Source organism: Helicobacter mesocricetorum, from assembly GCF_900198605.1.
GTDB classification, from domain to species: domain Bacteria; phylum Campylobacterota; class Campylobacteria; order Campylobacterales; family Helicobacteraceae; genus Helicobacter_D; species Helicobacter_D mesocricetorum.
Window position 1 is genome coordinate 46,154 of record NZ_FZPJ01000016.1, and the last position, 25,850, is coordinate 72,003.

Below are 25,850 nucleotides of genomic sequence, written 5' to 3' on the forward strand. Positions count from 1 at the left end.
TAAAAGCTAAATTTTTTATTAGAATTTAATAATAAGATTTTCTTTAATAAAACTTAAATTAATAATTCTTAGATTTTAAAAGCACTGCACTTTCTAAGTGTTGCGTATGCGGGAATTGATCAAAAAATGCTAAAGCAATAATGTGGTGTGTCTGCCTTAAAATTTCTAAATCTTTTAGGAGTGTGAAGGGATTGCAAGAAATATAAAATATCTGTTCAAACCTCTGTAAAAATTGGCATATTTTCTCCCCTACTCCAGAACGGGGTGGGTCTATTAAAACAGCTTTAAAAGCATATTCTTCTAAATTAATACATTCTAATCGCCTAAACTTTCTTTGATGAGTTAATGCTTCTATACATTCCTCCCCACTTAAACGGATAAACTCTATGTTAGAAATTTTGTTTTTAGAAGCTGCAAGTTTCGCTGCTTGGATGGAAGTTTTAGAAGTTTCTGTGGCAAGTATTTTTCTAAATTTTTGCGCTAAAGGTAGGGTAAAATTCCCACAGCCACAATACATTTCTAATAAATCCAAAGAATCTTCTTGTATTTTCCCCAAAACCCATTCAATCATTTTTACATTAATACTAGGGTTTGGCTGTGTAAAACCCCCCTCATTATAACGATAAAAATAAGATCTGTTTGCAATCTCTAATCTTTCTATAACATAATCTCTATCCACGACTTGCTTAATACCTCTAGAACGACCAACTAATGCTATTTGCATTGAAAGTTTTTCTTCTAATATTTGCTTCAATTTTGTCGCCAAAACCAACCAAGATTCTTCAAGCTTTTTATGATAAATAAAAGTTACTAATATTTCATTTTGCCGTGTGGATAATACCTCCAAAGCAAAAAGTCTAGCAATAAAACTCGTAAAATTTTGTTGGTGAAGAATCGGGTATAAAACTTTCAAAAATTCTTGGATATTAAAAACCAAATTTGGACAATTTTTTATACAAACAAACTCCCTACCCTTACGCATAGTATAAAAAAACCCATTATCTTTGTGATAGATTCCTAGCTCACAACGAGATCTAAAAGCATCTTTTGGAGATGAAAAAACCTCATAGGATTCAAAACCAATAGATTTTGCCACCAAAGCTATTTTATCCTCTAAAGTATTTTCTACACAACCTCCACAAACCCCTAAATACTCACAAATCATAAAAATATCAATGAAAGCTTTGGACAAGGTTTATCGTTAAAAGATTAAACCCATCTACTAAAATAAAAATCAAAATTTTAAAAGGCAGGGAAATCATTGTTGGTGGCAACATCATCATACCCATAGCCATTAAAATAGAGCTAATAACCATATCAATCACCAAAAAAGGCAAATACAATAAAAATCCAATCTGAAAAGCGGTTTTCATTTCACTAACAATAAAAGCAGGTAATACTATACTTAAAGGGACATCAGTGATATTTTGGGGATTTTCCATTCCTCGAATCCGATAAAAAACAGCCAAATCTTTAGGTCTAGTATTCCTAATCATAAAATCTTTAAAAGGAGCTGCTGCAAGAATAAATGCTTCCTCATAAGGTATTTCTTTTGCCACATACGGCTTAACGCCCTTTTCATAAGCTTCTTTTGCGATAGGTTCCATAATAAAAATCGTTAAAATCAATGCAAAAGAAACTAAAAGTTGTGTAGGCGGGGATTGTTGTGTTCCCATAGCTGTGCGTAAAAAAGAAAATACGATAAGGATTCTAGCAAAACTTGTAGCCATTAAAACAAATGAAGGTGCTAAAGCCAATAGTGTAAGAATAACGACGATATTTAAAGTGGTTACTAAATCTCCGGGTTCTGTTGGCACCCCTAAAGTCAAATTTACTGTTGGAATTGTAGGGCTTTGTGGGATTTCAGGTGTAGCAGCTAGTAAAAAAGATGAAAAAATTTTAATCCATAATACAATAAAAAAAAGCTTCATAAAACCTCATTTGGGTCGTTAGTTGGAATATTGTTTTCCTGCTGTTGTATGGTTTTTTCCAAAATATTTTGCTTTTTATGTAAATTTCTATCATCAGGATAAAATCTAAACTCCACACGACGATTAATTGCGCGATTCTCTTCATTAGTGTTGGGCAAGACAAAATTATTCGCTCCACCACCCAATGAAGTTATTTTTTGGGGTTTTACATTATTTTGAATAAGAATCCGACTAACACTTGCAGCCCTTAATGCACTTAATCCTAAATTATCTTGGTATTGTGCGGTGGGCTTAACTACTCTATCATCGGTATATCCAATAATGTCCATATGGGTATTTGGAGGAATTTTTTGCAAAATTAAAGCAAGTCTTTTTAGGAATAAAATCTCATCGACATTGGTAATACTATAATCATCAGGTTCAAAAAGTAATTTTCCGTGAAATCTCAAAATAAATCCTTCTGTCCCATCATCAATAATGCTAGAGGGACCTAAAGAAACTTTTACATTTTCTCTAAAATCTAAAATCTCACTTTCTATCTTTTTGACTTCTTCTGCCGTCTCTGGTTCTTCTGTCATATCTGCTTGTTGTTGAATCCTTGTGTTATCTATCTCTATCTTAATACCACCGCTTAAAAGACTTAATGCCCCATCAAAACTACCTTCAGCCTCTGCAAGCTTCTTAGCGTCAAAAGTAACCATTGAAAGCAATAAAATAAAAAAGGTAAGAATTAAGGTAACCATATCCCCATAAGTTCCAAGCCATAGGGGCAAAACATTAGGGCAATCACAAGGAGGACAACGTTTTGCCATATTATATCCTACTCAAATGAACTTACGCGTTGATTAGGAGGTAAAAAAGTTAATAGTTTTGTTTCTAAAGAACGTGGATTATCTCCGGCTTGAATCGACATAACACCCTCAATCACAAGAAGCTGCACAAGTGCTTCATCATTAGCTCTAACAACTAAAATATTAGCAATAGGTGCTCCTAAGATATTTCCAATAAATGATCCATAAAATGTCGTTAAAAGGGCAACAGCCATAGCAGGTCCAATGGAAGCGGGGTCAGACATATTTAAAAGCATAGCTACTAGTCCAATTAGTGTTCCAAGCATTCCATAAGCCCCAGCATAAGAACCCCAAGTATCAAATAAACCCGCATTAGTCTTATGGCGATCTAAAGTCCTATCCATTTCAATCTCTAGTAAATCCCGAATACTATCAGGTTCTGCCCCATCAATTGCCATACCAAGCCCTTTGCGTAAAAAGGAATTTTCTTCTTGAACGACTTGTTGTTCTAAGGATAATATCCCATCTCTCCTTGCTTGTGTGGAATAATCAACCAATCTTTTAATTAATCCTGGAACATCAAAAGTTTGTGGCTTAAAGGCAATCATAAAAAAACTAACACTCTTTTTCATTGTTTCCATTTTATAAGCAATAAACAAACTTGTAATTGAACCTCCAACTGTAATTAAAATAGAAGGGGGGTCTAAATAAGGTCCAATTCCCACTCCAAGCATCATCGCTGTTCCAAGTAAGATAAGTGATAATGACATACCAATAACCGTTGCTATATCCATCGCTAAAATCCCTTATAAAAAATCTTCTAAAATATTTAAACGAGTATAAAGATTTATTTTAAAACTTATTGTGTTAAAATCTTATTAAATTTTCCAAAAAGATATGGACTTTAACGCAATGAAAAATCTTTCTTTATCGATTATTATTTTAGCCGCTGGAAAAGGCACAAGAATGCAATCACAAACTCCAAAAGTCTTGCATAAAATCTGTGGGAGAGAAATGCTCTATTATAGCATAAAGGAATCCTTAAAACTAAGTGATGATGTGAGTATTGTCGTAGGTTTTGAAGCCCAAAAGATTGAATCAAAAATGAAAGAATATTTTGGCAATACTATTACATTTTTAGAGCAGGATTTAAAAAATTATCCGGGTACTGGCGGAGCGTTAAAGAATTACCATCCAAAATACCAAAAAATTCTAGTATTAAATGGAGATATGCCCCTAATCCAAGCTGAAGAGTTAGAAAAATTACTTGATACACAATCAGATATTGCTATGAGTGTTTTAGAATCCCCTAATACTTATGGATATGGTAGGGTTATTATCAAAAATGGAGAAGTTTTAGAAATTATTGAAGAAAAAGATGCAAATGCAGAAATTTTAAACCTAAGCACTCTTAATGGTGGTATTTACTGCTTTAATAAAAGTATCTTAGAAAATTATCTTCCCAAACTTCGTAACAATAATGCACAAAAAGAATATTATCTAACAGATATTATATTCCTTGCTAAAAAAGATTCTAAAAAAATTACTCCCGTTTATGGACAAATAAACAATTTTAAAGGCATAAATGATAAGTTAGATTTGGCTAAAGCAGAAGAAATACTTGCTAATAGAATCAAAGAATATTGGCTCAAAAAAGGAGTTAGAATGAGACTGATAGATACAATCTATATTGAGGATTCTGTAACTTTTGAAGGAGAATGTATCTTAGAAAATGGAGTAAGTATTTATGGAGATAGCAAGATTATTAACTCCCATATCAAAGCCCATAGCATTATTGAATCAAGTATCATTGAAAATAGTGATATAGGACCCCTAGCACATTTAAGACCACAAAGCATACTAAGAAAAACTCATATTGGCAATTTTGTTGAAGTTAAAAAATCTACCCTCAATGGAGTTAAGGCAGGACATTTAAGTTATATTGGAGATAGTGAGATTGATGAGGGGACAAATGTTGGGGCAGGATTTATCACTTGCAATTATGACGGTAAAAACAAACACTCAACAAAAATTGGAAAAAATGTATTTATTGGGAGTGATACCCAAGTAGTATCTCCAATTTGCATCGAAGATGATTGCATAATTGGAGCAGGAAGTACCGTTAGACAAGACATAAAAAAGGGAGAGCTGTTCTTAACAAAAGGTAAGGAGATAGTAAAAAAAGGGTTTTTTTATGAATTTTTTAAGAAAAAAAGCATAGAATAAACCACATAAAAATCGTTAATAAATACAGAAACAAGGAATTTTCTATGCAAGTTAAGCTAAATGGACAAGACATTTCAACACAAACAACAACTCTACTCCATCTCTTACAAGAATATAAAATTGACACTAAGAGCATTGCTGTTGCTATTAATTTAGAAGTCATTAAAGAAGATAAATGGCATACTCACCCGCTTAAAGATGGAGATACTATTGAATGTTTAACATTTTTAGGAGGGGGTTGATAGAGTAGATTATTTTACAAACTTAAAATTCTTTAAGGAAAAATAATGAAAATTTCTGCTTCTATCATCGGAGCTGGGGGTTATACAGCATTAGAACTCATAAAGTTACTGGTTAATCATCCTGTTTTTGAACTCACCTCTATATATGGCACAGAGTATCAAGAGGAATTAAGTACTCTTTATCCTAGTCTAAAAAAGATTCTTCAAATACCAATTTTACAAACCAATATCGAAGATATTATTCAAAATTCTAAGGTTGTTTTTCTAGCATTGCCCCACCAAAAAGCTATGGAATACATCAAAATACTCTCAAAATATGAAATTAAGATTATTGATTTATCAGCAGATTATAGACTATCTTTGAAACAATATGAAGCTTTTTATACACAGCATCTTGATGCAGAAAATCTTAAAAATGCTATTTATGGACTGCCAGAATATAATCGCTCTTTAATTGCCAAAAGTAGCTTGGTGGCAAATCCAGGTTGTTACCCAACAGCCTCACTTTTAGCCATACTACCTTTCATTCCTTATCTGGATAATGCACAAACGCTCTACATTGATGCAAAAAGTGGAGTAAGCGGAGCAGGTAAAAAACTTGCTCATACCTCACATTTTGTGAATATTAATGAAAATCTCTTTGCGTATTCTCCCATCACTCATCGCCATTCACCCGAAATTGACGAACAAATCACAAAAATTGCCAAAACTTCTATTAAAACACTGTTTGTGCCTCATCTTATCCCCCTTACTAGAGGAATGCTCGTCTCTGTTTATGCTAAACTTAAAGAAATTATTAATCCTTTAGAAATACTCCAGCAACATTATAAAGAAGAATCATTTATTCGAATCTGTAATCATTGTGTTCAAATTAAAAATGTTGTAGGAACACATTTTTGTGATATTTATGCCAAAAATGATGAAAAAGACTTATTTATCACCTCAAGTATCGATAATCTTTTGCGCGGTGCTAGCTCCCAAGCAATAGCCAATGCAAATTTAATGTGTGGCTTAGAAGAAACTTTAGGTTTGCCACAAATTGCCTATGTCCCTTAATTCTATAACTATTAAAGAAAATGCCATTTTTATCGCAGATTCTCATCATCATAGCCTGTATCGCAATACACTAGATGACTTTTTTCAATCCCTCCTACCCCTCTCTAAAAGACAAATCTTTTTAATGGGGGATATTTTTGATTTTTTGGTGGGTGATATTGCGCAATGCTTAAAAGACAATCAAAAAACACTCAATATTTTAGAGCAACTCTCTTTGAAACACGAAATTTATTATTTAGAGGGGAATCACGATTTTCTCTTACACAAAATCCCTCTTTTAAAAAATATTCATTGTTTTTCTATCCAATCCCAACCCATTTGTTGTATTTTAAATCAAAAAAAAGCTTATTTAGCTCACGGCGATATTCTCTTATCGTGGCATTATAAACTTTATACAGCATTAATGCGTCAAAGAATAACTATTGCATTTTTAAATCTTTTTAAGAATTTTCTTTATCCTGCTTTGATTACTCATTTAAAGGCAAAAACATTAAAAGAATCCCCTAAAGATTCTTCACATTTTATTACTCAAAGAATCTTAGATTATATTAAACAATACGATATCCAACAACATTCTTATATCATTGAAGGACATTTTCATCTCAATAAACATATAAAATTTCATACTATAAACTATATTGGACTTCCTCTTTTTGCTTGTAAAAAAAAATATTTTGTTGTAGAATATGAGAATAATTACCTATCCTTAAAGATGAAGGAGTTTTAATTGCCAAGTTTTGAAAAACAAGATACCTTAAAAGCAAGTAGCAATGAAATAGAGCTTGTTGATTTTCGAATTTATAAATTAGAAAAAGGTAGAATTTATGAAGGAATTTATGGGATTAATGTTGCTAAAGTTAATGAAATTATCCGTCTTCCACATCTAACTGAATTGCCCGGTGCACCTGAATACATTGAAGGAATTTTCGATTTGCGTGGGATTGTGATTCCTGTCATTAACCTTGCAAAATGGATGCACGTAGAAGTCCCAAAAAGCAAAAAGATTAAACCTCGTGTTATTATAGCTGAACTTAATGATATTGTAATTGGCTTTATTGTCCATGAAGCAAAACGTATTCGAAGGATTAATTGGAAAAATATAGAACCTGCTAATTTTAGTTCCTCAGCCGGACCTAATTCAAAATTAGATAAGGGGAAAATTACAGGTATTACAAGGATTGATGGAGGTGAAGAGGTTTTACTCATTCTTGATTTAGAAAGCATTATTCAAGATTTAGGTCTTTATCGACCAGAAATTAATGCTGACCGCAGTTATAGACAATTTGAAGGTTTGGCATTGATTTTGGATGATAGTGCAATTGCACGAAAGATTACTAAAGACTTTTTAGAAAAAATGGGCTTTGATGTTGCAGAGGCTAATGATGGAGAAGCAGGTTTAGAAAAACTTGAAAAACTTTATGAAAATTATGGTGAAAAACTTTCGCGGTATTTAAAAGTTATCATTTCTGACATTGAAATGCCAAAAATGGATGGATTCCATTTTGCTAAAAAGATAAAAGAAGATTCAAGATTTGCTAAATTTCCTATTATCTTTAGTTCTTCTATTAGCGATAAATTTAGCAAAGAAAAAGGCGAAAAAGCGGGGGGAGAATCTTATCTTGTGAAGTTTGATGGAAATAAACTTCATGATGAGATTTCAAAAATTGTTAGTAAATACGATGAAGAATTAGAAAAGCTTTAATTTACATTTTAAAAGAAAGGGTTTTATATGGATGAAATGCAAGAAATAATGGAAGACTTTTTAATCGAAGCATTTGAAATGATTGAACAGCTTGACCAAGATTTGGTTGAGCTAGAAACTAGACCAGAAGATTTAGACTTACTTAATAGAATCTTTAGGGTTGCCCACACTATTAAGGGTTCAGGTTCATTTCTAAACTTCTCAGTCCTTACTCATCTTACACATCATATGGAAGATGTTTTAAATAAAGCAAGGCACGGAGAATTAACAATTACTCCTGATATTATGGATATTGTTTTAGCTTCTATAGATTTTATGAAAAAACTTCTTAATGCAATCCGTGATACAGGAACAGATGCAAATACAGGCTTAGATTCAGATATCGCCGTAATCGTAGAAAAACTTGATGCTATATCAAAAGGAGAAGCGGTTTCAACTCAAGCACCCGAAGCACCCGCAGAAGCACCCGCAGAAGCACCTGAAGAAACGCTTGCAGAAGAAGCTCCAGCCACTGATACTACCCCAATAGAAGAAGAACCCGAGCTTGATTATGCCAATATGTCTCCAGAAGAAATTGAAAAGGAAATTGAAAGACTTCTTAACAAGCGTCAAGAAGAAGATAAAAGAAAAAGACAACAAAAGAAAGCAGAAGGCAAGAGTGAAGAGATTCAAGCTCCAACAGAAATTAAAGAAAATGTTGCACCTGCTCCCAAACCAGCCCCTGCAACTGCTGCTACCCCTAAACCGGCAACCCCTGCAGCAACTACTACAAAATCTCCTCCTAAAGCAGCTGGATCACAAGATGCTAAAACTCCTGCTACTGCTGTTGAACAAACCATTCGTGTTGATGTTAAAAGACTAGATAGTTTAATGAATCTTATTGGTGAGCTTGTATTAGGAAAAAACCGACTCATTAAAATCTACAATGATGTAGAAGAACGTTATGAGGGAGAAAAATTCTTAGAAGAACTCAATCAAGTTGTGGCAAGTGTTTCAATGGTAACAACTGATATTCAATTAGCAGTTATGAAAACAAGAATGCTACCTATTGGAAGAGTTTTCAATAAATTCCCAAGAATGGTTAGAGATCTCTCAAGAGAGGTTGGTAAGAATATTGAGCTTATCATTAGTGGAGAGGAAACAGAGCTAGATAAATCTATTGTTGAAGAAATAGGTGATCCACTTGTGCATTTGATTAGAAATGCTTGCGATCACGGAATAGAGTCTAAAGAAGAAAGAGTTGCTGCTGGAAAAGGTGAGCAAGGAACCGTAGAATTAAAAGCTTATAATGAAGGGAATCATATCGTTGTCGAAATTAAAGATGATGGAAAAGGAATGGATCCTGAAGCCCTAAAAGCTAAAGCGATTGAAAAAGGACTTATTAGCGAAAAAGAAGCAGACACTATGAGTGATAAGGAAGCTTATTCTTTGATTTTTAAAGCTGGATTCTCCACAGCAAAAGTCGTTACAAATATTAGCGGACGTGGCGTTGGTATGGATGTTGTAAAAACTAATATTGAAAAACTCAATGGTATTATTGATGTGGAGAGTGCCTTTGGAGAAGGAACCACTTTAAAACTCAAAATTCCGCTTACACTTGCTATTATTCAGTCTTTATTAGTTGGTGTGCAAGAAGAATATTACGCTATCCCACTTGCCTCTGTCATTGAAACCGTTAGAATCTCTCAAGATGAGATTTACACTGTGGAAAATAAAAGTGTTTTAAGGCTTAGAAATGAGGTTCTCCCTCTTGTGAGATTAGCAGATATTTTTGGAGTTAATGCAGTTCTTGACAATTCAGAACAAGCTTATGTTGTCGTAATTGGTCTTGCAGAAAATAAAATAGGTGTAATTGTTGATTTTCTCATTGGTCAAGAAGAAGTTGTTATTAAATCACTTGGCTCTTACCTTAAAGGCACTGAAGGAATTGCTGGTGCAACCATCAGAGGTGATGGTAGAGTAACACTCATTGTGGATATTGCAGCAATGATGCAAATGGCAAAACAAGTTAAAGTTAGCATTAGTAACCTCATTCAAGAAAATGAATCCAAAAAAGGTAAAAGTGCTCCTAGCGACTATCAGGTGTTAATTGTTGATGATTCAATGACAGATAGAGCCATTATGAAAAAATCCCTCAAACCTTTAGGAATTACCTTAACAGAAGCCACAAATGGGGTAGAAGCATTAGAAATAGTCAAAAACGGAGATAAAACTTTTGATGCTATTTTAATTGATATTGAAATGCCCAAAATGGATGGATATACACTAGCTGGTGAAATTAGAAAATATGCTAAATTTAAAAATCTACCGCTTATTGCTGTTACAAGTAGAACTAGTAAAACCGATAGAATGCGTGGGGTTGAATCAGGAATGACAGAATATATTACCAAGCCTTATTCTCCAGAATATTTAATGAATGTCGTAAAAAGAAATATCAAATTTACTATGGAGGTAACTGAATAATGAGCAATCAATTACAAGATGTTCTACAAAAACAACAAGATCAAAAAAAGCCCGTTACAGAAAATGAAGATATTATTCAGCTTGTAGCTTTTGTTGTGGGTTCTGAAGAGTTTGCTTTACCTATTTTAACTATTCAAGAAATTATTAAACCTTTTGAATATACAAGAGTTCCGGGAGTTCCAAATTATGTTCTGGGTGTATTTAATATGCGTGGTTGGGTTATTCCTTTAATTAATTTGCGCTTAAAGTTTGGATTGCCCTTTGAAAAACCAACAGAAGATACGCGTTATATTGTTATTAAGATTCAAGAAGAACGTGCAGGATTTGTTATCGATAGATTAACAGAAGCTGTCAGAATCAAAGAATCCGATGTAGATCCAACTCCTGAAACTATCAATCAAGACGAGAGTTTAATTTATGGAGTGGGCAAAAAAGATGATAGATTAATCACTATCTTGCGACCTGAAGAGCTTTTAAAACGTACCTTTTAAGCTCTTTATTCTTTTAAAACTAAGAATTATTTGGGCTTGTGATTCCGCATTAAAATATTATACCTTTGTTGTAAAATTGGATTATTAGAGAGATCAAAATTATCAATAATCTTTTTTACATCCCTCTCATCTAATGAATCTAAGGATTCTTTTAATAGCATACTAAATGCCAATTCATCTTCACTGTTAACGATTTCAGCAAATTTTTTAGTATAATGTTTGATAAGTGTTTTTTCTTCGTTTTCTCTATCTCTATCCCTCAATAAAACCGCTTCTATATTTCTCAAGACAACAATCTTTTTATTTTTAAGAACAGATTTTCTATAAGCATTTGTCAAAGACATAATACGTTCTATAATCTCATTCTTTTTATCTTCATCTTCATAATATTCTTCATAATTTTCATATAAGGAATCAGGAAAATAATCGTGGATGATTTCAAATTTTAATTGGGATATTTTAGTTAATCTAGTTTGATTATTATTTTTTTTAATTGTTTGAATGGTATCTCTTAAAAAACTAATATCTTCGCGTTTTTTGCTATAAATTTTCATTTGTTCGTATTGTTCTTCAGGTGGATACTCCCTACATAACTCCTCTATTTCCTCCAATAAACTCTCCTGATAAGACCTATATATTAATTCTGTGATTTGCGTTATTTGCTTATAGTGCTTATCACTAACTTGAGACAAAACCAATTCAGTGGCTTCATTTAATCCATAGAAGAAAAAGATTTTCTCAATAGCCTTATAAAGCACTAAAAAATCTATTTCTTCTCTTGCAACAGCACGAGATATATTCTCTAATTCCCTGCCAATATACTCACTTGTATTATCAGAGGCGATTTCAACTTGCTTCTCACTACCCGCCATTTTTAGGAATTCTAAGATTCTATCTTTACTATTTTTTTTTAATAATTGCACAAGATCCCTTGTTGGCATTGCCTCCAAAGTTGCTTTAGAATATCCATAATTGGATAATTGATAAATCATCTCTTTTCTTTCCATTAATGCAACTCCTGCCAAACTTTTAAAGCTTGAATATGTTCTTTGGTATCGTGGCATCGAATAATATTTGCCCCATTGTTTAAGGATTCTAAATGAATAGCCAAAGTTCCCGCCAAACGCTCATTAACATTTGATGGAATAATTTTGTCAATCATAGATTTACGGCTAGCGCCCACTAAAAGCGGGTAACCAAAATGCAAAAAATGTTTTAAATGTTTAATTAATTCACAATTATGGTTTAAAGTTTTTCCAAATCCAATCCCAACATCTAGTATAATATGCGTATTACCATTTTTATGAAGTTTTTCTATTTGCCGCATAAAAAAGCTATCAATCTCTAAAAATAAATTTTCATACTGCGGATTATCTTGCATTTCTTTAGGATTTCCCTGCATATGCATAATTACACATTCACACTCATAACCGGTTACCGATTCAAGCATTTTTGGATTGGTAAATCCTGTAATATCATTAACCATACAAAAACCATTCTCCAAACAAAGTCTTGCAATTTCTGGAGTATAAGTATCAATGCTAAATTTGATTTTTCCTATTAAATTTTCTGAAACAATAAATTCTAAGATAGGTTTAATCCTTTTTTTCTCTTCTTCTGCACTTACCCAAGCACTTCCCGGACGCGTAGAAGCACCACCAATGTCAATAATATCAACGCCCTCTTCTATCATTTCCAAAATTCTTTTTTGAGCACCTTGTAGATTTTGTCTGGAATTTTCATAAAAACTATCAGGAGTTACATTAATAACACCCATAATACTAAAAGGATATTCTAACTCTTGAAAATGATCCTTAATTGCTAAAGCAAGTCTTTTTAATCCAAAAGGTTGAATTTGTAACTTTTTTACAAGTGCTTTAGCCTGTGATTTAGTAATCATTAAAATCCCATTATAGGATTTTTTAGTATAAAGTATGGCATCTTTTGGAAGCGCAAAATCTCCTCCACAAGCCAAAGCTTCTTGCTTGAGAATATTAGCAGCAGGAGCCTCAATGTCATAGAGGTAAAAACTAACAATCTCATCTTTCAAAGAAAGTATCTCATAGCCTATTGCATCACAATGGAGATTTTTTAATTCTCTTTTGCAATCTTTTAATCGCTTGACAAACATATTCTTTCCTAATGATGGCTTCTAAGGTCAAAGCTTCTCTTCTTGGCTTTTAAGACCATCAATAATAACACTAATAAAATATTATGATGTTTTTCTTTTTGATTGTCCCACACTAGAGCTTCTTCAAACACTCTATGTTCTTTCTCATCAAAAAACAATCCACATTTAATACAATCCATATATAAAGCTTGAATCTCTAATTTTATATCATTACCTCCAAATTCTTTTTGCCTCTCTTTTAAAAACTCATAAACTTTTTGGAGATTTAAAGTTTGGATTTCTAAAGGAAAGGGAGGTAATGGGGTTTTTTGTATTTTATTGATAATAGGGATTCTTGAACGTATCGTTGGCAATAGCAAGGATTTCATTTTTACAAAAAGGATAAAAAGAATTTGACTTGGAGGTTCTTCTAAAACCTTTAAAAGTGCATTTTGTGCAGGAATATTAAAACTATTTGCCGCAATTAAAAGCGTTTTTATCCCATTACTAGCAATATAACTCTCATCAATAATTGCTCTAGCCATTTCTATATTCAAATCTTCTGCACAAAAAAGCTTAAAAAATTGAGGATTATTATTTTCATAATATATACTTGCCTCTTCTATGGGGTTTTTAGTAAGCAAAATATGACTAAAGGGATATTGCATATTTATTCCAAAGAAATGCGTCCAAACATTGCTGCATCAATGGTTAAATTAAAAATTCTAAACATTTGCATAAGCTTAATATCTATAAGGGGATCTGTAGATTGTAGAGTAAAGCTATTTTGTAAGTTAGTATCAAATAGCCACAAGAATCCATCTTCACGATTAAACACAAATTTAGCCCTTGGAGCATCGTTTCTTCCAACATACCAGAAGAAATAACGTCGCATAAAAACATTATCAAAATAATCATCAATAAGAGCAATTTGCGTATCATCTTTGTAAAATTTATCAATTTGGGGAAATAAAGATTGCATACTTAGTATCGGCAAATAAGGGCGATTGCTATTTTTGTTAATCGTATCAATAGCATAATGGACAAACCACTCCCTATCCCTATCGGTAATTAAGATTAAACTCTCTCCATTAAATAGCCTTTGCAAAGTCTGCTTAATAAGAGGAATCCATTCAAATTTACGCTCTTCTAGCCAAGTAGGATGACTTACATCATTCCGAAGTGTGTAAGTAGTCCAAGATGCAATATCTTGCATTATTTTTCTAACTCATAAATGCTATGTAATGTCCTAATAGCAAGTTCTGAATATTTAAGCTTAATAATCATAGAAATTTTAATTTCACTTGTGCTAATCATCATAATATTAATATTATCTTCTGCTAATCCTTGAAAAGCTTTAGCAGCCACTCCACTATGGGATTTCATACCTACACCCACAATAGAAACTTTTGCAATTTCTGAATCATAATCAATGCTTTCAACATTATCTTCAAAAGACTTTAAAACGCGTTTTGTATTTTCTAATTCCACCTCTGGAATTGTGAAGTCTAAATCTGTTTTTCCATCTCTACCAATGGTTTGCACAATCATATCCACATTAATATTGGCTTCGGATAATTTCCCAAAAATCTCTGCGGCAATACCCGGTCTATCTTCTACATTACAGATACTTACTCTTGCTTGATTCTTATCTAGTGCAATCCCGCTTACAATTGGATGTTCCATAATTAACTCCTCTTTAGTAATTAATGTGCCTTCATTATGATTGAAACTATTTCTTGTAACTAAATTTACATTGAGTTTTTTTGCCATTTCAACAGAACGATTAAGCAAAACCTTAGCACCCATTGAAGCAAGTTCTAACATTTCATCATAACTAATCTTGTCAATTTTTTTAGCCTTAGGTTCGATTCTAGGATCTGTAGTATAAACCCCATCAACATCCGTATAAATCTCACATAAATCTGCCTCTAAAGCTCCAGCTAAGGCAACGGCTGATAAATCACTCCCTCCTCTACCTAGAGTTGTTACCTCCCCTTTGGAAGTAACACCTTGAAAACCTGCAACAACAATAATATAGTCTTTGGCTAATAATTCATTCAACCTTAAAGTATCAATCATTTGAATCCTAGCCTTTGTATGAGAACTATCTGTAATCATACCAGCACCCCTGCCACTTAGCGAAATTGCTTTATACCCTAACTCCTCTAAAGCAATAGCTAAAAGCGCACTTGTAATTCTCTCTCCTGCGCTTAACACCATATCCATTTCGCGTTCATTAGGAAGCTTAGAAAAAAACTTTGTATAGCCTAAAAGTTTATCGGTTTCTCCACTCATTGCCGAAACTACCACGATAAGACTATGTCCTGCTTTTTTAGATTCTGCAACACGAGTAGCGACATTTTGAATCCTTTCGCAATTCCCCACGCTTGTGCCACCATATTTTTGAACAATTAACATCTATAAATACCCTTTCTTTTTAAAATACTCTAAAACCTGCTTATATACAGGGCGTTTAAAATAAGTAATATAATTAAAGACTTCATTCATAGTTACAAATCTATATTCATCAAATTCTGGCTCTTCTGTATGAATATTAATACTGCCCTCCTCCCTTAAACGCACTAAAAAATACTTTTGTATTTGCCCATCATAAGGATACATTTTATTAACCACCAAAGGAGGAAAATCATAACTAATCCATTGAGGGTATTCTGCAATAATATCTATAGAATCTGTTCCTATCTCTTCTTTAAGCTCACGATATAAGGCTTCTTTAGGTGTTTCTGTCTTATCGATTCCTCCCTGAGGAAATTGCCAAGCATTTTTAATGTCAGTTCGACTTGCGATAAATAATTCACAAATAAGTGGATATTTTGGAGAAAGTATAATAGCAGCTACATTAGGGCGATAAGTTTTTGTTTCTTTTTTCACTGATATTCCTAACCAAAATATTTACCTAATAATAATTTAAAAGTTTTTAAATGCAGTTTATATTAAATTGAATTTCCATAAAATCTTGGAGTATTTCTTTAATGGCGGATAAAGTTTATAAACAAATAGTTAAGGTTTCTTTTGCAAAAACAGACATTATCAAAAAAATCTAAAGAAAAATACCATAATCAAATCATTCACCCCTATTTTTATTATATAATTTCTAATCCAAGCTATACTCTTCCAAAACTCAAGAGGAGATAGATAAAGTCATCCAAAGAGGCATCAAAATGTTTATGTTTTATTTAAAAAATTACGAGGAGATTCAATGAGTATTGATACCAACCTTTTAACACATTTACAAAAACTAGCCAATATCAGCCTAAAAGAGCAGGAGATAGAACAAACCAAAGAGCATCTAAATGAGATTATAAACTTTATTGAAAATATCAATAATCTTGATTTGGAAAATATCCCTACTTTCTTCAGCCAAATAAACTCCGCTTTGCCTATGCGAGAGGATATTCCCATAAGCAATACGGACATAGCAAAAGATATTTTAAAAAATGCTCCAAAGAGTGAAGATAACTTTTTTATTGTCCCTAAGATTATTGAATAATGCAAAAATTCAGCATTTCTTTGGACAAAATCCAAATGGAATCTTCTTGGAAAGAATTCCTTAAAGAAGAATTTTTTAAACCTTACTTTTTAGAGATAAAAAAACATTTCCTTGAAGCAAAAAAAAGAGGGGCAATTATCTATCCTCCAGCCCCACTCATCTTTAATGCCTTTAATCTCACACCACTTACAAGCTTAAAAGTTGTTATTTTAGGACAAGATCCCTATCATAATAAATCTCAAGCAATGGGACTCTCCTTTTCAGTCCCTAAAAACATTACTCTGCCCCCCTCTCTTAAAAATATCTATAAGGAATTATATGAAGATTTAAAGATACCACCCTCTAGTAATGGTGATTTAAGCAAATGGGCAAGGCAAGGAGTGTTGCTTCTTAATAGCATTCTAAGCGTAGAAGAAAATAAACCCGCTTCTCATCAACATTTTGGTTGGCAGCTTTTCACAGATAATGTGATTAAAAAAATCAATCAAGAAAGAGAAGGAATTATATTTTTGTTATGGGGAAATTATGCAAAAGCAAAAAAGAATCTTATTGATAGCAAAAAGCACTTTATCCTAGAAGCCGCTCATCCCTCTCCACTTGCCAAAAGCGGTTTTTTAGGCTGTAAGCACTTCTCAAAAACCAATCAAATATTACAAGAGCAAGGCAAAACCCCTATTGATTGGCAGATTTGCTAAAAATCCTCCATAGGCATTTGCAGTTCTTTATGGATATTTAAAATTTCTAAAATCTTTTGTTTGCTTTTTGTTAAAGTTTTAAACTCCACCCTACGCGATAATTCTTGACTTTCAAGAGGTTTTGCGAAAGAAAGCCCATTAGCTCTTAAAACCTTAATAAGCCATTGCTTATGGGGATTAATATTTGTATGCTCAAAACAATACTTTAAAACCTCCAATGCTCTTGCTTGTGATAATTCAGCATTCCCCAAATATCTAGCTTCTAAACTATCAGCATTTTTCCATTCCGTAGAAGTATGCCCTTCAATCCTAATCTCTTCAATATCATCTTGATATTTGTCTTGACTTAAAATCTTAATATATCGTGGAAAAAAATCATCTAATATTTCTTTAAAACGCATTTTAACAACCTTCTGCCCTTGATCAAACAAAATATCTGGCTCCCTAAAACGTACCGTATTGTCAGTATCAATTTCTGCATTCCATTCTTCTAAATTATTAGAAAACTCCGCAATTAAATCATTATAAAGCTTTACTTGTAAATTTTGATGAGTTTGTGCAATATCGCTCATTTGTCTATTAAGCTCTAAAAGTTCAGCATTTTGTATGGCAAGTTTTTTTTCTGTGGCACTAATAACCACCATATAAGAAACCGCAACGAGTAAAAATATCATCATAATCCCTGCCATCATATCAGAGATACTAATCCACTCATTACCCTTGCTATTGGTCATTAATTTCTTACTCCCATAAGCTCTCTTATCCTACGCAAAAACCATTCATAATCTTGACGAAACCCTAAGGTAATATTCGATAATACACTATCAAGATCTCCTAAGGACTTGCAAAGATTCTCATTTAAATTTGAAGTTTGGGATAAAGAAGAGGCAACATTTTCTTGCGTAATTTTTAAAATCTCATCAATTTCTTTACGATTATTTTCTAAAGAAAGATAAGTTTTATCCAAAGCCAAACCTAAATTTTTCTGTAAATTATTAAACTCATTTAAAAGCTCTGCACTCGCATTTTTTGGTAATTCTAAACTTTGCTTTGTTAAGAGTGAGAGCATCTCCATATAGCCTTTTGCCATAGATTCTAAAGAATCTTTAATTTTTGCCTCCAAAACAGAGTATTGGGCAATCACTTCTTGGGAGTGAGAATCTAAATGAGTTTTAGAATTTTGCAATAGCTCTTTTGTAAAGACTTGGGTTGCTTTTGCAATCATCTCTAAACGTTCTTGTAAGTCTTTTTGTAAATTTTGATGACTTTGCAAGGTTTGATGATAGCCTTTCTTTAACTCCTCAAAGCTCTTTTGGTTTAAAGCCATAAGTTGATTTTGATAAGTTGCTGTTGTGTTTTTTAAATACGCCGCTAAAACCTCTAAAGCATTTTTATACGATTCCCCAAAGCTACTACGCATTTGATTTTGAAATTCTTTATTGCACTCATTGCCCTTTTCAATCATTGTGCGAATATGCTGTGTAAATTCACCAATATTGTGCTGCATTAGATCTTCAAAGCTCTTGGTATGCTGTTTATTATATTCCAAAATACGATGAACGCTATTATGCATCTCATCAGTAGTCTTATTAAGGTTTTGTGTAATACTCTCACTGCTATGTATAAAAGATTCTTCTATGTTTTGAGTGCTTTGGCTAAGGGTATTAGCGGTATCATTTAAAAGAGTATCAAGGCTCTTTGTAGTGGTTGTCATAGCAGTTTCAATCTCTTTTGAAAGCGTCATTAAGGTTTCTTTGCTAGTTTTAAAATTTTCTTCTAAAGTTTTAGTCGTATTACCCAAAAGCGCATCAAAATTAACAATAGCATTGGTAATATGCTCTTGAATAATATGCGAATCTCTACTGAGCTGTTCGCTCGTTTCTTGTGTTACTTCTTGTAGGCTTTTGTTGGCTTTCTCTAAAGAAAGCTCCATACTTTGCGTGTGTTGAATCAATAAATCATCACTTCTTTTGGCTTGATTCTCAATTAGTAATAAAGATTCCCTTTGGGCATTATTGAGTTTTTCTAAAGTATTATCAAAAATCTCCCTAACACCCCCTATTTTCTCTTCAACCCTAAGCTGTATCTGCGCTAAGATTTCCGCATTTTTTTCTTTTAACGCTAAATCCTTGTCATAAATTTCTTGCGTGTAATGTTGCATTTTATCTTTCAAAGTCGCAGCAAAGTTTTCGAAGTTTTCTTTATTTTGCAAGAGATAACACTCATTAAAATTCTCAAATCGTTCTTGAAGACTAGCGAGATTGTCGCTACTTTTTTTATAATCCTCCTCTAAGGTATTTAAGCTAATGGTTAATAATTCTTGCGTATTACTTTGATGTTCTTTGAGACTTTGCTTGAAAAACTCTCTAACAGATTCAAGATTGACTTTTGTTAAGTCTAAAGTTTGGGAATGAGAACTTTCCAATGTCTTTGTTAGCTCTTCCACGCAATGCAAGGCTTTACTTGCATCTTCGTGCATTGTAGAAAACCCAGCTAATAATTGGGATAATTTTTCATTTTCTATTCTTGAAGCTTCTATGCTATGAGCTAGAGATTCATAAACCTCTAAAATCTCCTCATCGCGTTTAGTAATTAGCTCTAAAGATTTTGTAGAACTTTCAAAAACAGATAAGGTATTTTTTAAATGCTCCCCTAAACTCTCCACAGAATCCTTATAATGTTCCTGCCATTTAACCATTGAAGAAACGGCATTATTTAGCTCTTTAAAATTATCCCCAAATTGGTCAGTAATGCGTTGATTAAAATCTTTAATAACCTCTTCTAAAGCCGTCATTAATTCTTTAGAAGCTCCTTGTGCTAAATGATACATTGCTTCTTTTAAGGATTGATTAGTGGCTTGAAAAGATTCTTTTAGCATAAGAAAATTTTGGGACTGCATTTGGTAGTAATTCTCTTGTAGCTTATGTGTTTGTCTATTTTGTTCTAAAATCTTTGCAAGATTCTCCAAATCTCCTAATTTATCTAATTTAGAAATTTGGAGAGAAAAATACTCTAGCATATTTTCAAAATCACTCTTAACTGCCTTACTTTTTTGTATAACAGAAAGCAAAATAGCTAATCCCATACCCAAAATGGAAGTATAAAATGCAATTTTTAATCCTCCTAACAAAAAAGGCACAGAGTTTTCAATATTTGCTACATCAAAATCTTGCAATCCTACAAAGATACCTACAAAAGTCCCCAAAACCCCCGTACTCATAATAATGGATTTAAAATCACGATGCTTTTGTTTTCCATAGCTTACAAAATCCCAAACCGCTAGTGCAACCATAATAAGCGTAAAAGCAATATTAATGGCAATGTTTTCCATTTATTTCCTTTTTTTCCTCTTATCAAGATCAAAACGTTCATCATCTAGCCAATCAGGCTTTTGAATAGTAGGTCTTTTACGATTTACCATATAAAGCATAAACCGAATCACCAAAACTAACATAACAAAAGTAATGATTGCAGAAATAATAGTCCCTAAATCATAACTTTCTCTAAACATTTAAGGTTGCTCCACTTCAATATCTACATTCATCCTATCAATCTTATTAAGCATCCCAACAAGTGCGATAAACTTTTCAAAATAACTCTTAGAATCACCGCGCAACAAAATAGCTGTATCTTTTGGCATTTCTAATAATGCTGTTTCTAATGCCTCTAAAGTAGTTTCATTTTTATCTAAATAATACTTTCCTTTTTCATCAATAGTGATTTCTATATTTTTTAAATTTTGAGTAATCTCAGTAGAACCCTGTGCTTGAGGAAGATTAATAGGAATCTTACCCTGTGCAATAAAGGTCGCACTAGTTAGCACAATTACAAGCATTACAAGCATAATATCAATAAATGGGACGACATTAATAGTATCCATTTTTTTCATACTTTTCATTTTTACTCTTTATTTGGATTGTAATTATATTTCTTTTAAAATTTCCCATTTAGCGATTAAAACTTCACTTTGCCTCACTAAAAGATTATAAAAGATAATAGAAGGAATTGCTACAAGCAATCCTCCAGCAGTCGCATACAAAGCTAAAGCAAGACCTGTCATAATAGCTCCTGTATCAACTATCCCAGATTGCCCCACTTGGACAAAAGTCAAAATAATTCCAAACACTGTCCCTAACAATCCAACATAAGGTGCATTAGAACCTATTGTGGCAATAAGTGTTAGATTTTTAGACAAAGCAACTTCCAATTCTGTCTTTTTGCTATAAATTGCAAGCACAACACTACGATAAAACAAAACACGTTCTATTACAACCCATAAAGCAATGATACTCATCAGTAACAAAACACCAAAAATCCCATATTCTACAATATCTTTTAAAGCTAAGCTAGACAATTTTACTCCTTATTTTTTATAAAATTCTTTCAAACTCTGCGCAATCTCTCTTTTTTGAATCTTTTCTTTAAGACTATTTCGCTTATCGTGTAAATTTTTACCTTTTGCTAAAGCAATTTCAAGTTTTGCCTTATTTGCTTTATTAAAATAAATCTTTAAAGCTACAATACTCATTCCACCTACTTGTGCTTTACCAAAAAGTTTATCAATCTCCTTTCTATGTAAAAGTAATTTTCTAGGACGTTTCTCATCAGGTTTATAGTGAAGATTAGTCGTCCCTAATGCTGCAATATGTGCTTGAAACAAAAAAGCTTCACCTTGGATAATTTTAACAAAACTATCTTTTAAATTCACTTTTGCTGCACGAATAGATTTTACCTCACTCCCTTTTAACTCAATCCCTGCTTCATATTTTTCTAAAATAAAAAAATCATAATTGGCTTTTTTATTTGTCGCAATTATCTTCATACGACTCTCCAAAAACAACTACCACTACCACTTAAGAATCCCCCTTCTTTTACCCAATGGTTAAGATTAGGATGAATTTTTAATAAAGGAGCTAATAAATCATTAGCCTCTAAAGCAGATTTTTCCAAAATTTTTTGATTTTCTAAGTTCAACCAATTTTCTTGTGTAGGTTTATAAAAATTTTTAGAATATTCTTCATAGATTCTAGCCGTATTAGTCGGAATATGAGGATTGATAATTTCTACCTTTAAAGCCTCTTCATCATAAAATTCCACTATCTCTCCCCTTCCACTTACATTAGCCATTTCAAACCCACTCACAAAAAATGGCACATCACTCCCAACTTTGCTACCAATCTCACAAAGTTTCTCATTATTCAAAGCAAGCCCACAAAAATCATTCACCCATTGTAAAAAAATCGCCGCATTAGAACTTCCTCCACCTAATCCGCCACCGCTTGGAATTTTTTTATGAACATTTATCTTTAGATGAGAAATTGCTTCTTTTTGCTCTTGGTTTAAAAAGGGTAAAATCTCCTTATAAGCTTGATAAATGGTATTTTTTTCTAAAGAACAATCAAAATTTCCTAATATTTGAAATTCTTCAGAATTAAAGCTTATCTCCATTTCATCATATAAATCCCGATAAAGCATAAAGCGCGAAGAGATTGTATGGTAGGCTTGACCTCTATAAAGCATTTTACCGGTAATTTTTAAAAAAATATTAATTTTTGCAAAAGATTTTATCATAGAATTTTTTTCTTAGCACCCATTAGCTTATCAATGTAATCCCCTTGCTTACTAAGAGATTTTTTGTTTTCTTCTAAGATAGCTAATTTTAATTCCTCTCGTAAAATTAATAAATTAGGAGGGGCTTCAAATCCTAATTTTACATTTCCTTTATCGATGGAAATAACCTTAATAATAATATTATCACCAATACTAATACTTTCATTTTCTTTTCTTGATAAAATCAACACAAGGGAATCCTATTTACTAAATATTCTACTTTTTTTTCTTGGTATAAAATTATAGAAAAAAATTCCTCAAATTTTACTATATATTTACCTTCTTTGTAAATTTTTAAATCCTCTTTAGAGATTTTCCTCCCATTAAAAATAGTCTCTCTAAGATTTTCTTGGCATTCTATGATAGGAAAAGGTAAAATATCCAAAGGATTTAATTTTGCTTCATTTTGAAAGACTAATCCCCCCTCACTTAATCGCTCTAAATAACTAAGCGACCCAAAACAATTTAACTCTCTAGCAATTAATTCCCCTAAAGAACGAATATAACTACCCTCACTCACCCAGACTTTGAAGCTTAAAAAAGGATGACGATAATTTAAAAATTCTATTTTAAAAATCTCCATTTCTTGACTTTTTAAAGCTACCTCTCCCCCTTTTCTAGCAATTTCATAAGCCTTTTTTCCATTAATTTTTTTCGCACTATATTTAGGTGGGACAAAAGAGACTTTACCGCAAAAACACTGCAACAAAGATTCTAATTGTTCTTCTTTAAACTTTTGAACATTATAAATCTCCTTAATCCCCTCAATATCCAATGTATCACTCTCTAATCCCAACCAAAGTGTAGCTTGATAAACTTTAGGATTCTTTTCTAAAAACCTAAAAAGCCTTGTATATCCTCCATAGGCAATGATTAAAGTCCCACACGCAAAGGGATCTAAAATCCCGCTAAATCCAGCCCTTTTAACCTTATCTCGTCGTTTAAGTTGGCTTAAGTAGGCATTAGAAGAAATAAAAAGAGGTTTTTTAGCAACAAAAATACAATCCAAATTTTTCCTTATTTAGGCTACAATAATAAAAAGGATATTTATGAAAAAGATTTTATCATTTTTTCTTTTAGGTTTTATACTTTATGGTTGCTCTTATAAAGAAAGGATTGCTACACAAACTCCGATTGTCCCATACCCTATAATTACTTATCAAAGCATCTCTAGTTCTTCTATAATCCCACAAGACTTAATCCAAACTTTTGAAAATCGCTTCAAAATACTTTTTAATCAAAATCCCAATAATAATATCACACAAATAGAATACTTTTTCACAAATTTTTATAATGAATCACAAGGAGATTTTGCACCCAATACTTCTTTTTCAATGATTGCAAGATATATCTTTACACTCCATATTAAAATATTCTCTACAAATAATGCAACAAGAATCCTAAAGAAAGATTATGAATTTCCAGTTGCAAGCTTCAATCCCCTTTATGACACGCATTTTGATACATTTATTTTAGAATCTCTAAAATAACCCCCCTCTTACCACAAATAATTAAATTGCGCATATCCTGTATGCATAGCACCATTCTTATCAAAATTCCCATTATAGTTAATAGAGAAATAAAAGGCATTACTAACAGGAACAATCAAAGAAGCTCCTCCAAACTCACTAAATCTAGGTAAAAGATAAGAATCACTGACATAGAATTTTCCAAATCTAGCAGAAGAAGTAGTTACTGGATTAAGATTAAACTTCATCCCTCCTTGAACTAAAGTTTTAAAATGAGGATGCCAATCTCTATACCAACCTAAACTTAACTTCGTGCTAAAGAGATTAAGCTTATTAGCATAATATCGCTCTCCTCCTCTAACAGTAGCAGCCCCTTGTGTATTTTCCATACTATAAGATTGTGTGTAGCTCCCCTCATAAGTTACACTAAGCTCAGGAGAAAACACATTCTCTCCTTGTGCGAAATTTACCCCCAGAGTTCCACCTAATGCATAACCATAAGTTCTAGGATTAGCCTTTGCTAGATTATCAGGACCACCCATAAAATCTTTGATTTTTTTAGTTAATTCATTTTGGATTAGAGCAAATCTACCATCAGCCTCCACATAAACATCGTGTTCTTTGATAGTATAAACGCTTTTAGAATATTTAAAACCTGTATAATAAGTTTGATTAGTTATATCAAAATAAGAAGATTGCATACCAATATTTTCATAACCCAAATACACACCATAAAGAGCATTATTAATCTTTGTGGTATAACCCGCAATAACTCCATTGACATCACCTTCACTATCTTCCCCTAAAGAAAGTTGCGTCTTTTGAGTAGAATGGTAGGGCAAAAGAAAAACCGAGTGTTTTTTATTTTCATTAGAAGAAGAAAATGCATCATCTTTAATAAAAGAAAAAAGATCCGCATAATAAGCATCTTTATCTTCAAAAGAAGAAACAACAAAAGCAGAGCCATTGTTAAACATATTATCGACACCATTCATAGAATTATCAATAACAGAATCGACAAACATTGTTCGCCTTGCAGAACTATCCATAAGATTCCTATAAGCGGCTCCTCCTATGCCTCTATTTAAATCTACACCCGTGCTTATATCGCCTGATAACGCATCAAAGCTTATTGTAAATTCCCCTCCAATCATCGCAATGGCATTGATATTCCTGCTACCTGTAACAATATCTTTGATATTCGTGATACTATCAAGATCAAGATTAGCAGGATGTATCATAATGCTTTTAATATTAGTTGAACCAGCATTAGAACCACCTATGGCTAAAGCATCAATCTTTCCAGTTTTTTCATCAGCCCGAACAATCCAATTACTAACAACAATAGGATTTTTACTCTCTGCAATAATATTCTTACCATCTTTATTTTTGCCAATAATACCTGCATTGGTAAGACTAAGCTTAGCATTATCTTTAGTAGTAATTCCTTGTGCGATATTACCTTGATTATCAATAGTTACTGCTCCACCTCCTGAAGCATTAACACCCCCTGCTATACTACCTGCATTACTAAGAGTAAGATTAGCATT

General features: G+C 32.5%; 29 protein-coding genes and 1 pseudogene. 10 read left to right on the forward strand and 20 right to left on the reverse strand.

Annotated elements, in window-relative coordinates; genetic code table 11:
* Positions 1-58 precede the first annotated feature (58 nt).
* The 4 genes from trmA to C6H18_RS04815 are packed head-to-tail and all read right to left on the reverse strand — an operon-like array spanning position 59 to position 3,516.
* On the reverse strand, positions 59-1,192 hold the full coding sequence (trmA, locus tag C6H18_RS04800) for a tRNA (uridine(54)-C5)-methyltransferase TrmA (protein WP_233704065.1): 1,134 nt from the start codon (positions 1,190-1,192) through the stop codon (positions 59-61).
* Positions 1,173-1,931, reverse strand: a complete 759-nt coding sequence (fliP, locus tag C6H18_RS04805) for a flagellar type III secretion system pore protein FliP (RefSeq protein ID WP_104721972.1) — start codon at positions 1,929-1,931, stop codon at positions 1,173-1,175. The genes trmA and fliP overlap by 20 nt, the downstream gene beginning before the upstream one ends.
* Positions 1,928-2,743, reverse strand: coding sequence for a flagellar motor protein MotB (locus C6H18_RS04810; protein ID WP_104721973.1), 816 nt, complete (start codon positions 2,741-2,743; stop codon positions 1,928-1,930). The genes fliP and C6H18_RS04810 overlap by 4 nt, the downstream gene beginning before the upstream one ends.
* 8 nt (positions 2,744-2,751) lie before the next feature.
* On the reverse strand, positions 2,752-3,516 hold the full coding sequence (locus tag C6H18_RS04815) for a motility protein A (RefSeq protein ID WP_104721974.1): 765 nt from the start codon (positions 3,514-3,516) through the stop codon (positions 2,752-2,754).
* A gap of 118 nt (positions 3,517-3,634) precedes the next feature.
* Here C6H18_RS04815 and glmU point away from each other — a divergent pair, with 118 nt between their 5' ends.
* The 7 genes from glmU to C6H18_RS04850 are packed head-to-tail and all read left to right on the forward strand — an operon-like array spanning position 3,635 to position 10,902.
* Positions 3,635-4,948 (forward strand): bifunctional UDP-N-acetylglucosamine diphosphorylase/glucosamine-1-phosphate N-acetyltransferase GlmU, encoded by a 1,314-nt coding sequence (gene glmU, locus C6H18_RS04820; RefSeq protein ID WP_104721975.1) that lies wholly within the window; start codon positions 3,635-3,637, stop codon positions 4,946-4,948.
* Between the two features lie 44 nt (positions 4,949-4,992).
* The gene (gene thiS, locus C6H18_RS04825; RefSeq protein WP_104721976.1) at positions 4,993-5,190 is read left to right on the forward strand and encodes a sulfur carrier protein ThiS; all 198 of its coding nucleotides are present in this window, start codon (positions 4,993-4,995) and stop codon (positions 5,188-5,190) included.
* A gap of 45 nt (positions 5,191-5,235) precedes the next feature.
* On the forward strand, positions 5,236-6,246 hold the full coding sequence (argC, locus tag C6H18_RS04830; RefSeq protein ID WP_104721977.1) for an N-acetyl-gamma-glutamyl-phosphate reductase: 1,011 nt from the start codon (positions 5,236-5,238) through the stop codon (positions 6,244-6,246).
* Positions 6,236-6,973, forward strand: coding sequence for a UDP-2,3-diacylglucosamine diphosphatase (locus tag C6H18_RS04835; protein WP_104721978.1), 738 nt, complete (start codon positions 6,236-6,238; stop codon positions 6,971-6,973). The genes argC and C6H18_RS04835 overlap by 11 nt, the downstream gene beginning before the upstream one ends.
* Entirely contained in the window at positions 6,974-7,948 is a 975-nt protein-coding gene (locus tag C6H18_RS04840; RefSeq protein WP_104721979.1) for a chemotaxis protein, read from the forward strand.
* Between the two features lie 27 nt (positions 7,949-7,975).
* Positions 7,976-10,411, forward strand: a complete 2,436-nt coding sequence (locus C6H18_RS04845) for a hybrid sensor histidine kinase/response regulator (protein ID WP_104721980.1) — start codon at positions 7,976-7,978, stop codon at positions 10,409-10,411.
* Positions 10,411-10,902 carry a chemotaxis protein CheW gene (locus C6H18_RS04850; RefSeq protein ID WP_104721981.1) on the forward strand — a complete coding sequence of 164 codons (492 nt, stop codon included), beginning with the start codon at positions 10,411-10,413 and terminating at the stop codon, positions 10,900-10,902. The genes C6H18_RS04845 and C6H18_RS04850 overlap by 1 nt, the downstream gene beginning before the upstream one ends.
* Positions 10,903-10,928: 26 nt before the next feature.
* Here the strand turns inward: C6H18_RS04850 and C6H18_RS04855 are convergent, their stop codons facing one another.
* From C6H18_RS04855 to C6H18_RS04880, 6 genes are read right to left on the reverse strand one after another with little or no spacing between them, the layout of a single operon-like run.
* Positions 10,929-11,909 carry a hypothetical protein gene (locus C6H18_RS04855; protein ID WP_104721982.1) on the reverse strand — a complete coding sequence of 327 codons (981 nt, stop codon included), beginning with the start codon at positions 11,907-11,909 and terminating at the stop codon, positions 10,929-10,931.
* Positions 11,909-13,033: a dihydropteroate synthase gene (folP, locus tag C6H18_RS04860; protein WP_104721983.1), complete on the reverse strand. Its 1,125-nt coding sequence runs from the start codon at positions 13,031-13,033 to the stop codon at positions 11,909-11,911. The genes C6H18_RS04855 and folP overlap by 1 nt, the downstream gene beginning before the upstream one ends.
* Before the next feature lie 8 nt (positions 13,034-13,041).
* The gene (locus C6H18_RS04865; protein ID WP_104721984.1) at positions 13,042-13,680 is read right to left on the reverse strand and encodes a DNA polymerase III subunit delta'; all 639 of its coding nucleotides are present in this window, start codon (positions 13,678-13,680) and stop codon (positions 13,042-13,044) included.
* 2 nt (positions 13,681-13,682) lie between these two features.
* Complete coding sequence (locus tag C6H18_RS04870) at positions 13,683-14,228, reverse strand: HobA family DNA replication regulator (protein WP_104721985.1); 546 nt, start codon at positions 14,226-14,228, stop codon at positions 13,683-13,685.
* Positions 14,228-15,433 (reverse strand): aspartate kinase, encoded by a 1,206-nt coding sequence (locus C6H18_RS04875; protein WP_104721986.1) that lies wholly within the window; start codon positions 15,431-15,433, stop codon positions 14,228-14,230. Before C6H18_RS04875 ends, C6H18_RS04870 begins: the two co-directional genes overlap by 1 nt.
* Positions 15,434-15,907, reverse strand: coding sequence for an RNA pyrophosphohydrolase (locus C6H18_RS04880; protein ID WP_104721987.1), 474 nt, complete (start codon positions 15,905-15,907; stop codon positions 15,434-15,436).
* Positions 15,908-16,235: 328 nt separating this feature from the next.
* Between C6H18_RS04880 and gatC the strand changes: the two genes are divergently transcribed.
* Positions 16,236-16,526, forward strand: a complete 291-nt coding sequence (gene gatC / locus C6H18_RS04885) for an Asp-tRNA(Asn)/Glu-tRNA(Gln) amidotransferase subunit GatC (RefSeq protein ID WP_104721988.1) — start codon at positions 16,236-16,238, stop codon at positions 16,524-16,526.
* On the forward strand, positions 16,526-17,221 hold the full coding sequence (gene ung / locus C6H18_RS04890; RefSeq protein ID WP_104721989.1) for a uracil-DNA glycosylase: 696 nt from the start codon (positions 16,526-16,528) through the stop codon (positions 17,219-17,221). Before gatC ends, ung begins: the two co-directional genes overlap by 1 nt.
* On the opposite strand, the gene C6H18_RS04895 is transcribed toward ung, so the two are convergent.
* The 9 genes from C6H18_RS04895 to truB are packed head-to-tail and all read right to left on the reverse strand — an operon-like array spanning position 17,218 to position 23,840.
* Positions 17,218-17,955: an OmpA family protein gene (locus tag C6H18_RS04895; protein WP_104721990.1), complete on the reverse strand. Its 738-nt coding sequence runs from the start codon at positions 17,953-17,955 to the stop codon at positions 17,218-17,220. The genes ung and C6H18_RS04895 overlap by 4 nt on opposite strands.
* Complete coding sequence (locus C6H18_RS04900) at positions 17,955-20,552, reverse strand: coiled-coil domain-containing protein (RefSeq protein WP_104721991.1); 2,598 nt, start codon at positions 20,550-20,552, stop codon at positions 17,955-17,957. Before C6H18_RS04900 ends, C6H18_RS04895 begins: the two co-directional genes overlap by 1 nt.
* Complete coding sequence (locus C6H18_RS04905; RefSeq protein ID WP_104721992.1) at positions 20,553-20,732, reverse strand: hypothetical protein; 180 nt, start codon at positions 20,730-20,732, stop codon at positions 20,553-20,555. It lies immediately after the preceding gene.
* Positions 20,733-21,119: a biopolymer transporter ExbD gene (locus C6H18_RS04910; RefSeq protein ID WP_104721993.1), complete on the reverse strand. Its 387-nt coding sequence runs from the start codon at positions 21,117-21,119 to the stop codon at positions 20,733-20,735. It abuts the gene before it with no gap.
* Positions 21,120-21,143: 24 nt separating this feature from the next.
* Complete coding sequence (exbB, locus tag C6H18_RS04915; protein WP_104721994.1) at positions 21,144-21,575, reverse strand: TonB-system energizer ExbB; 432 nt, start codon at positions 21,573-21,575, stop codon at positions 21,144-21,146.
* Between the two features lie 9 nt (positions 21,576-21,584).
* Positions 21,585-22,043: an SsrA-binding protein SmpB gene (gene smpB, locus C6H18_RS04920; protein WP_104721995.1), complete on the reverse strand. Its 459-nt coding sequence runs from the start codon at positions 22,041-22,043 to the stop codon at positions 21,585-21,587.
* Positions 22,040-22,792 (reverse strand): 4-(cytidine 5'-diphospho)-2-C-methyl-D-erythritol kinase, encoded by a 753-nt coding sequence (locus C6H18_RS04925; protein ID WP_104721996.1) that lies wholly within the window; start codon positions 22,790-22,792, stop codon positions 22,040-22,042. Before C6H18_RS04925 ends, smpB begins: the two co-directional genes overlap by 4 nt.
* Complete coding sequence (gene csrA, locus C6H18_RS04930; protein ID WP_104721997.1) at positions 22,789-23,022, reverse strand: carbon storage regulator CsrA; 234 nt, start codon at positions 23,020-23,022, stop codon at positions 22,789-22,791. The genes C6H18_RS04925 and csrA overlap by 4 nt, the downstream gene beginning before the upstream one ends.
* A complete protein-coding gene (gene truB, locus C6H18_RS04935) occupies positions 23,016-23,840 on the reverse strand; it encodes a tRNA pseudouridine(55) synthase TruB (protein ID WP_104721998.1) in 825 nt (274 codons plus the stop codon). Before truB ends, csrA begins: the two co-directional genes overlap by 7 nt.
* A gap of 40 nt (positions 23,841-23,880) precedes the next feature.
* Here truB and C6H18_RS04940 point away from each other — a divergent pair, with 40 nt between their 5' ends.
* Positions 23,881-24,321 (forward strand): hypothetical protein, encoded by a 441-nt coding sequence (locus C6H18_RS04940; RefSeq protein WP_104721999.1) that lies wholly within the window; start codon positions 23,881-23,883, stop codon positions 24,319-24,321.
* 8 nt (positions 24,322-24,329) lie between these two features.
* Here C6H18_RS04940 and C6H18_RS04945 read toward each other — a convergent pair.
* Positions 24,330-25,850, reverse strand: a pseudogene (locus C6H18_RS04945) (autotransporter outer membrane beta-barrel domain-containing protein); the annotation flags it as partial.